We start from the raw sequence: 8,024 nt of genomic DNA on the forward strand, positions 1-8,024 counted from the left end.
GGGCTCCGACCACGCGGACTTCCAGGCCAACGCGGCGCTCGCGCTCACCCGGCGGGCCCGCCGCCGCCCCGGGGAGCTGGCGGCTGCGGTCGCTGATGCCGTGCGCGCCGATGCCGTGCGCGCCGACGGCGCCGCTCTGGTGGCCGACGTCACCGTCTCCGGGCCTGGCTTCCTTAACATCACCCTCGCCGATGACGCGCTGTGGCGGCAGGTCACCGCCCGCCTTGCCGCCGGGCGGCTCGGCGTCGGCGCGGCCGAGCGGGGCCGTCGTACGATCATCGACTACTCCGGGCCGAACATCGCCAAGGAGATGCACGTCGGCCACCTGCGCACCACGATCATCGGGGACTGCCTGGCCCGGGTGCTCGGCTTCCTCGGCGCGGACGTCATCCGCCAGAACCATCTCGGGGACTGGGGCACCCAGTTCGGCATGCTCATCCAGTACCTCGACGAGCATCCCGCGGCGTCCTGGCACCACGACGACCTCGCCGCCGGCGCCTCCACGGTCTCGGCCCTCGATACCCTCTACCGGGCCGCCCGGAGCACCTTCGACGCCAACCCCGCCTTCGCCGACCGGGCCCGGCGCCGGGTCGTCGCGTTGCAGGCCGGCGACGCGGCGACCGTCAGCCAGTGGCGGGACATCGTCGCCGAGTCCGAGTTCGCCTTCGGGGAGATCTATCGCCGCCTCGGCGTGCTGCTCACTAGTGAGGACTCGGTGGGCGAGTCCTTCTACAACCCCTGGCTTCCCGATGTCGTCGATGAACTCGTGCGCGCGGGTATCGCGGCCGGCAGCGACGGGGCCCTGTGCGTGTTCTCCGCCGAGGTGACCGGACCGGACGGGGAGCCCGTGCCGCTCATGGTCCGCAAGAACGACGGCGGCTACGGCTACGACACCACGGACCTCGCGACGATCCGCTACCGCATCCGCGATCTCAAGGCCGACCGGCTGCTCTACGTCGTCGACGCCCGCCAGGCCCTGCACTTCCGGCTCGTTTTCGAGGCCGCCCGCCGCGCCGGCTGGCTGTCCGACGACGTCGAGGCCACCCACGTCTCCTACGGCACCGTCCTCGGCCCCGACGGCAGGCCGTTCAAGACCCGCTCCGGCGAGACCGTCAAGCTCATGGACCTGCTCGACACCGCCGTGGAACGGGCCCGCACCATCGTCGCCGAGAAGGCCCCCGGCCTCGACCCGGCCGAGCTCGACCTGATCGCCGAGCAGGCCGGTATCGGCGCCGTTAAATACGCCGACCTGTCCACCTCCCGGACCAAGGACTACACCTTCGACGTCGAACGGATGGTGTCGTTCACCGGGAACACCGGCGTGTACCTGCAGTACGCCCACACCCGGATCCAGTCGATCCTCCGCAAGGCCGGCGACACTCCGAACATCCCGGATGCCCCGGATGCCCCGGACACCCTGGTCGAGGTGGACCCCACCCTGACGCCGCATCCCGCCGAACGGGCGCTCGTCCTCACCCTTGACGCCTTCGGTGACACGCTCGTCGACGTCAGCCGCGCCCTCGAACCCCACCGGCTCTGCGGCTATCTCTACGATCTCGCCAAGGCCTACACCGACTTCTACGAGGCCTGCCCGGTGCTGTCCGCTCCGGGCTCCCTGCGCGCCAACCGCATCGCCCTGTGCCGGCTCACCGCCCGCACCCTGCGCCAAGGGCTCGACCTGCTCGGCATCGCCGCGCCTGACCGAATGTAGGCCCGGCCGGCGGGTCCAGGTTAAGCTGGTATCCACGCGGATGTGCATGGTGTGCCGGGAAGTCTGGTCGGCGATGTCCGATTCGACCCCTGATGCTGGGAGACCGCCTTGGGCCCGCCGCCACCTCACAGTCCATGGTTTCACCGCAGTTTCTGGTTTCACCGGGACTCCCGGTTTCGCCGTGGTTTCCGGCTTTTCGGCCGTGGTTCGCGGGCGGAGACTCAGCGGGTCGCCGCCATCCTGCGCGGTGAGACGATCGGCGGGGCGCTCCTGCTCGCCGCCGCCGTGCTCGCGCTCGCACTCGCCAACTCGCCCTGGTCCGACGCCTACCGATCGCTGCTGGCCGTCCGGGTTGGTCCCGCCGCCCTCCACCTTGATCTGACGCTGGCGGAGTGGACCGCCGACGGACTGTTGGCGATCTTCTTTTTCGTCGCCGGGCTGGAACTCAAACGGGAGTTCGTCGCCGGTGACCTGCGTGATCCGCGCCGCGCCGCGGTCCCGGTGCTCGCCGCCTTCGGCGGTGTCGTCGTCCCGGCCGTCCTGTACACGTTGGTGAACCTGGGCAGCGGCGCGCTGCGGGGCTGGGCCATCCCGACGGCGACCGACATCGCCTTCGCGCTGTCGGTACTGGCGGTCATCGGCCGACACCTGCCGATCGCGTTGCGGACCTTCCTGCTCACGCTCGCGGTGGTCGACGATCTGGTGGCCATCGTCATTATCGCCGTCTCCTACACCGAACGGCTGTCGGTCGCGCCCCTGGTCGGCGCGCTCGTGCCGTTGGCGGCGTTCACCGTGCTGGTGCAGCGGCGGGTGCGGTCGTGGTGGCTGCTGCTGCCGCCGGCGCTGGCGACCTGGGCGCTGGTGCACGCCTCCGGCGTGCACTCCACCGTCGCCGGGGTGCTGTTGGGCTTTGCGGTGCCGGTGCTGCGCAGCGAGCGGGGCCGTGCTCCCGAGACGGACCGAGGCCTAGCCGAGCACTTCGAACACCGCTGGCGTCCGATTTCGGCCGGTATCGCCGTGCCGATGTTCGCCTTCTGCTCTGCCGGGGTGACGGTGGGCGGTCTCGACGGTCTAGCCGAGGCGTTGAGTGACCGGGCGGCCGTGGGCGTGATCCTCGGCCTGGTCGTCGGCAAGACGGTCGGGATCCTCGCCGCGACCTGGCTGGTGGCGCGCTTCACGGGGGCGAGCCTGGACGCTGGGCTGGCCTGGCTCGATGTGGTGGGCCTGGCGATCCTGAGCGGCATCGGGTTCACCGTCTCCCTGCTCATCGGGGAGCTGGCGTTCGGGAGCGATTCCCCTCGTAGCGATCACGTCAGGATCGCCGTGCTGACCGGCTCCCTGATCGCCGCTCTGTTGGCGGCCGTGCTGCTGCGCCTGCGTAACCAGGCTTACGCTCAGCTGGAGCGGACCGAGACCGCCGACCTAGACCGGAACGGGATCCCGGATGGCTACGAGGGGGTGGAAAAGGACGGCTACGGGAAGGTGGACGAGGCGGAGACCGACCGTGTCGACTGACGACACGACTGGCACGTTCACGCCGACCCGCAGGCCGAAGGAAGTCCCCTCCCCGGTCGCGGCCTCGACGAGGAGGTTGCCCCAGGCGAATCGAGACAGCCAGCACACCTCCATCTCCAGCCGGTTGTGGGCCATTGACAGCAGGCGCCGGATCTCCCCGTCCGCTTCGGACCCCGGGATCGTGAGGAGAGCCCCCGCCCCGGATCAGCCTGGATGCGTGCCGACGGTGTCGCGGAGCTCGGCGCCGAGGCGGCCGTCCGAAACCCGGGCACAGTGGGCGCAGCAGAAGAACCGCCCGGATACTTCGACGCCGTGCCCGATAATGCGGCAGTCGCAATGTTCGCAGCGAGGGGCGAGTTTTGCCACAGCGCATTCAAAGCAGTCAAAGATGTATTTCTCGCCACTCACGACCTGCACCTCGAACGACATCCAGTAGTCGTTACCGCAGGTGTCACATCTGGCCATCGTCTCGCCCCCTCTCGCCGGTCCGGACGTTAGACCGGATGGGCACTGATCGCATCTTCCGCCATCGGTATGTTCATCATGTCGATCGATGGTAACGGCGGGCCGATCACCCGGTATCTGCCCAGGTCGTCAAGGCCGGGCGGCATGCCTCATCGAAAAACTGCGACCGGAGCGGGGCGACAGGAGCGGGATGGATCTTCAGTTGGCGGGCAAGGTAGTGCTGGTGACCGGCGGCTCGAACGGGCTGGGAGCCGCCCTGGTGCGGACGCTGGCCGCCGAGGGGGCGCGGGTGGCCTTCTGCGGGCGCGACGAGACACGGCTGCGGAAGGTTGCCGAGCAGGCGCAGGCTGGCGGTGGCGAGGTTCTCGCCGTACCCGCCGATGTGACCAGCACCACCGACCTTGAACGTTTCGTCGCCACCGCCGTCGACCGGTGGAACGCCGTGGACGCCCTGGTGAACAACGCCGGCGCCAGCGCGGCCGGTACGTTCGAGAAGCAGGCCGACGAGGTCTGGAACGCCGATCTGGAGCTGAAGCTGCACGCGGCGATCCGGGCCTCCCGGCTGGTGTTGCCGTACCTGCGGCGCGCGGGCGGTGGCGGCATCGTGAACTCACTGTCCGTGGCGGCCAGAGCCCCTGGCGCCGGCTCCACCCCGACCTCCGTCACTCGGGCCGCGGGCCTCGCGCTCACCAAGGCCCTGTCCAAGGAGCTTGGCCCGGACCGGATCCGGGTCAACGCGGTTCTGATCGGCCTGGTGGAGAGCGGGCAGTGGGATCGGGCGGCGGCCCGGGAGAACATCACGGGCGACGAGCTGTACGAACGGATGGGGCGGACCTCCGGAATCCCGCTCGGTCGGGTGGGCCGGGCCCAGGAGTTCGCCGATCTGGTCGCGTTCCTGCTCTCCGCGCGGGCCGCCTACATCACGGGTGCGGCGATCAACCTCGACGGCGGCCTCAGCCCGGTCGCCTGACGGCAGATGGCCGGCCGATCAACCGGCGCGCCGGGTCTGCCGTCAGGCCGCCGCAGGTAGCCCTGGTGAGCAACCCGCCTCGCCGCGGGCCGGACCTTCGTAGGCTGGCGGGGTGACCGATCGCCTGTACTTCCGTCAGCTGTTGTCCGGCCGTGACTTCGCCGTCGGCGATCCGGTCGGTACCCAGATGGTCAACTTCGTCTACCTCGTGGGCGACCGCGAGACCGGCGAGGCCCTGATCGTCGATCCCGCCTACAAGGTCGACGACCTGCTCAACCTGCTGGCCGCCGACGGTATGCGGCTCACCGGCGCGCTCGTCACCCATTACCACGCTGATCACATCGGCGGAAACGCGTTCGGCATGGAGATCGAGGGTGTCCGCCAGTTGCTCGGCCGGCAGAACGTCCCGATCCACGTCAACCGGGCCGAGGCGGAGTGGGTACGGCGGGCGGCCGAGATCTCCGCGTCCGATCTGGTCGAGCATGATGACGACGACGTGGTGATGGTCGGGGAGATCCCCGTGCGGCTGCTGCACACCCCCGGCCACACCCCCGGCAGCCAGTGTTTCCTCGTCGACGACCGGCTCGTTGCCGGGGACACCCTGTTCCTCGAGGGCTGCGGCCGGATGGACCTGCCCGGCGGCGACGCGGGACTGATGTACGACAGCCTGCGTCGGTTGGCCGCGTTGCCGGACACCACCACCGTCTTCCCCGGCCACCAGTATTCTCCGCAGGCGTCGGAGGACCTCGCGGTGGTCAGGCGGATGAACCACGTCTTCCGGCCGACGAGCGCCCAGCAGTGGAAGGCGATGCTGGGCCTGTCCTGAATCCCGCGGTCGACCGGGTCGCCGCCGGGAAGACCCTCGTGTTCACGGAACCGCATGGTCGACAAGGCGAGGAGCCCCGTATGGCAGCCCCGGTCCGTGCCGCAGCCCTGCAACTCGGCTGTCCCGACGAGGAGAACGCGGCGGACCGGGTGCGCAGGGTGCTGGGGGAGATCCGGCGGACCCAGGCGGACCTGGTCGTCCTCCCCGAACTATGGGTCACCGGCTATTTTCACTTCGATCGGTACGAGGCGGAGGCGGAGGCGGTGACCGGGCCGACGGTCACCGCCCTGCGGGAGGCCGCCCGGGAACGCGGATGCCACCTGGTGGCCGGCAGCATCGTGGAACGGTCCGCCGACGGACGGCTTTTCAACACGACCGTGTTGATCGGTCCGGACGGGATGATCCGGCATGCGTACCGCAAGGTGCACCTGTTCGGCTACGGCTCCGCGGAGGCCCGGTTGCTGACGCCGGGTGCCACGGTCGGAACCGTCCCCACCGAACTCGGCGTCGTCGGGCTGGCGACCTGTTACGACCTCCGGTTTCCCGAGCTGTTCCGGCTGCTGGCCGAGGGCGGTGCCGAGATCGTGGTGGTGGTGTCGGCCTGGCCGTTGGCCAGGCTGGACCACTGGCGCATGCTCACCCGCGCCCGGGCCATCGAGAACCAGGTGTACCTCGTCGCCTGCAACGCCGCGGGCCGCCAGGCGGGCCGGGAGATGGCCGGGGCGAGCGTCGTCGTCGATCCGTGGGGAGAGGTGCTCGCCGAGGCCGGCCCGCGGCCCACCACGGTGCGCGCGGAGCTGGACCCGGCCCGACCGGCCGCCGTTCGTGCCGAGTTCCCGGTGCTCACGCATCGCCGGCTAGGGCTCGACCACCAGAACCGGCTCGACCCCGCGTATCCGCTCGACCTGGCCGGGCGTGGCGAGGCCTTTCTCGACTTCTGGCGGGAGCGGCACCTGTGCAGCCTGACCACCGTCCGGCCGGAGGGCAGCCCGCACGTGGTCGCCGTCGGCGCGACGCTCGATCCGGCGGCGGGCATCGCCCGGGTGATCACATCGGCCCGATCCCGCAAGGCCCGCCTGATCGCGGCGGGGCCGGCCCAGGGCACCCCCGTCGGGCTCTGCCAGATCGACGGTCGACGCTGGTCGACGCTGGAGGGACTGGCCGTGCTCCGGGATGATCCGGTGAGTGTGGCCGACGCCGAGTTCCGCTATGCGCAGCGTTACCGCACGCCGCGGGCCAATCCCCGGCGTGTCGTCGTAGAGGTGCGGATCACCCGCGTGCTCGGCAGCGTCTGACCCTCAGGGGCCGAGGGGAACCGCCACGGTGGCCGGGAGCACCGGATCCCCGCTCCCCGTGGAGGCCGTGGCGGCCGTGGCGGTGGCCAGTGCCGCGGATGGCGCCGGCGGGCCCGGCTGCGTGGGTATGGGAGCCGCACCGGCTCGGGGCATCGCTCGTCGGCCCCGGGGAGTCTTTCCCCAAGGCTTCGCGATGGACAGCACTGTCGCCGTGATGAACAGGACGTTCATCACACTGGCACCGAGGACGATCGCGACGGTCGGAGCCGTGTAGGCGACCTCCCCCCCGTCCGTCGCCTGTCCGGCCCGCACGATCAACGGGCGCATCACGGAGCCGCCGAGTATCACGGCAACGACGGTGATGACGAGTTTCGTCGCCACCCACCAGTGCCGCAGCAGTCCCCATCTCGTTTTCACCGAGATCACCACCCCGGTGACCAGGGTGAGCAGAGCGAGCGGGATATCGAGGACCCGGTCGACGACGTGCATGAGCTCATATGCGGAGTGCCGAAGACCGGCATCGGCCGCCGCGGTCGAAGCCAGGACAAGCTGTGCGAACGCCACGCCATTCCAGCCGACACCCACCAGCACATGCATTGCCAACAGGGCGGTGCGTATCGGTTTACGCAGGTGGCGGCCCCGCTCGCGCAGGGTGGGTCCGGTCCGACCGGGTCCGGTCGCCGATGCGCCGGCCGTCGAGGCCACGGCGGGTACGGGATTCCCGGAATCGGCTGTCTCCGCAGGATCGGCCGTTGGTGCCGGACCGCGCGGTGATGCCGGGTCTGCCGGTGCCGCCGGACCGGCAGGCGTCGCGCTGGCGGCTGGGTCGGTGCCGGCTGCTGGGTCCGTGCTGTCCGCGGTCTCGAGTGGCGTCGAACCGGCCGCGGTGGGCACCGCCCCGGCGGGGGATGCGGTCATGCGGACGTCTCGGGCAGATTCATCGTCCGATTCTCTCCGTCACTGGATCATCAAGTGAGACGATTTTCAGGCGTCCTGGGATGGCTCTCCGAGCAGCGGATCGAAATAGTACAGCCAATCGGTTGGCCCGGTCTGACACAGGTGACCAGAAGCTACTTTCACAATTTAAATGCAACCGAGCTCGGGCTGTGTACGGATCATGGTATAGAAAGATTGATCATCAGCGGTGCGGGCTTCCGGTGCCGCCGCCTGACGGTAAACATTCACCTGCTTTAGTGATCTTGCTGTAGGTGACGGTTCACGGGCATGGCTGTGGGCCGCGCC

General features: G+C 69.9%; 7 protein-coding genes. 5 read left to right on the plus strand and 2 right to left on the minus strand.

Annotation, left to right across the window (positions count from 1 at the left end; all coding sequences use genetic code 11):
* Positions 1-1,711: arginine--tRNA ligase (argS, locus tag ACY45C_RS17775; RefSeq protein ID WP_462188679.1), on the plus strand; the 1,711-nt coding region annotated here is incomplete at its 5' end.
* Between the two features lie 237 nt (positions 1,712-1,948).
* Positions 1,949-3,226: a Na+/H+ antiporter NhaA gene (gene nhaA, locus ACY45C_RS17780; RefSeq protein ID WP_462188685.1), complete on the plus strand. Its 1,278-nt coding sequence runs from the start codon at positions 1,949-1,951 to the stop codon at positions 3,224-3,226.
* Positions 3,227-3,430: 204 nt separating this feature from the next.
* On the opposite strand, the gene ACY45C_RS17785 is transcribed toward nhaA, so the two are convergent.
* A complete protein-coding gene (locus ACY45C_RS17785; protein ID WP_462188680.1) occupies positions 3,431-3,691 on the minus strand; it encodes a Prokaryotic metallothionein in 261 nt (86 codons plus the stop codon).
* A gap of 190 nt (positions 3,692-3,881) precedes the next feature.
* On the opposite strand from ACY45C_RS17785, the gene ACY45C_RS17790 reads away from it, so the two are divergent.
* From ACY45C_RS17790 to ACY45C_RS17800, 3 genes are all read left to right on the plus strand, one after another.
* On the plus strand, positions 3,882-4,661 hold the full coding sequence (locus tag ACY45C_RS17790) for an SDR family oxidoreductase (protein ID WP_462188681.1): 780 nt from the start codon (positions 3,882-3,884) through the stop codon (positions 4,659-4,661).
* Between the two features lie 112 nt (positions 4,662-4,773).
* Positions 4,774-5,487 carry an MBL fold metallo-hydrolase gene (locus ACY45C_RS17795; protein WP_462188682.1) on the plus strand — a complete coding sequence of 238 codons (714 nt, stop codon included), beginning with the start codon at positions 4,774-4,776 and terminating at the stop codon, positions 5,485-5,487.
* Positions 5,488-5,567: 80 nt separating this feature from the next.
* Positions 5,568-6,782 carry a nitrilase-related carbon-nitrogen hydrolase gene (locus ACY45C_RS17800; RefSeq protein ID WP_462188683.1) on the plus strand — a complete coding sequence of 405 codons (1,215 nt, stop codon included), beginning with the start codon at positions 5,568-5,570 and terminating at the stop codon, positions 6,780-6,782.
* 3 nt (positions 6,783-6,785) lie between these two features.
* Here ACY45C_RS17800 and ACY45C_RS17805 read toward each other — a convergent pair whose 3' ends face one another.
* The gene (locus tag ACY45C_RS17805) at positions 6,786-7,487 is read right to left on the minus strand and encodes a hypothetical protein (protein ID WP_462188684.1); all 702 of its coding nucleotides are present in this window, start codon (positions 7,485-7,487) and stop codon (positions 6,786-6,788) included.
* Positions 7,488-8,024: the final 537 nt, after the last annotated feature.

Source organism: Frankia sp. CcWB2 (assembly GCF_977927585.1).

Coding starts and splice junctions, on each gene's coding strand:
- ACY45C_RS17800 (WP_462188683.1), top strand. CDS start 5,568: ATGGCAGCCCCGGTCCGTGCCGCAGCCCTGCAACTCGGCTGTCCCGAC.
- ACY45C_RS17785 (WP_462188680.1), bottom strand. CDS start 3,691: ATGGCCAGATGTGACACCTGCGGTAACGACTACTGGATGTCGTTCGAG.
- ACY45C_RS17790 (WP_462188681.1), top strand. CDS start 3,882: ATGGATCTTCAGTTGGCGGGCAAGGTAGTGCTGGTGACCGGCGGCTCG.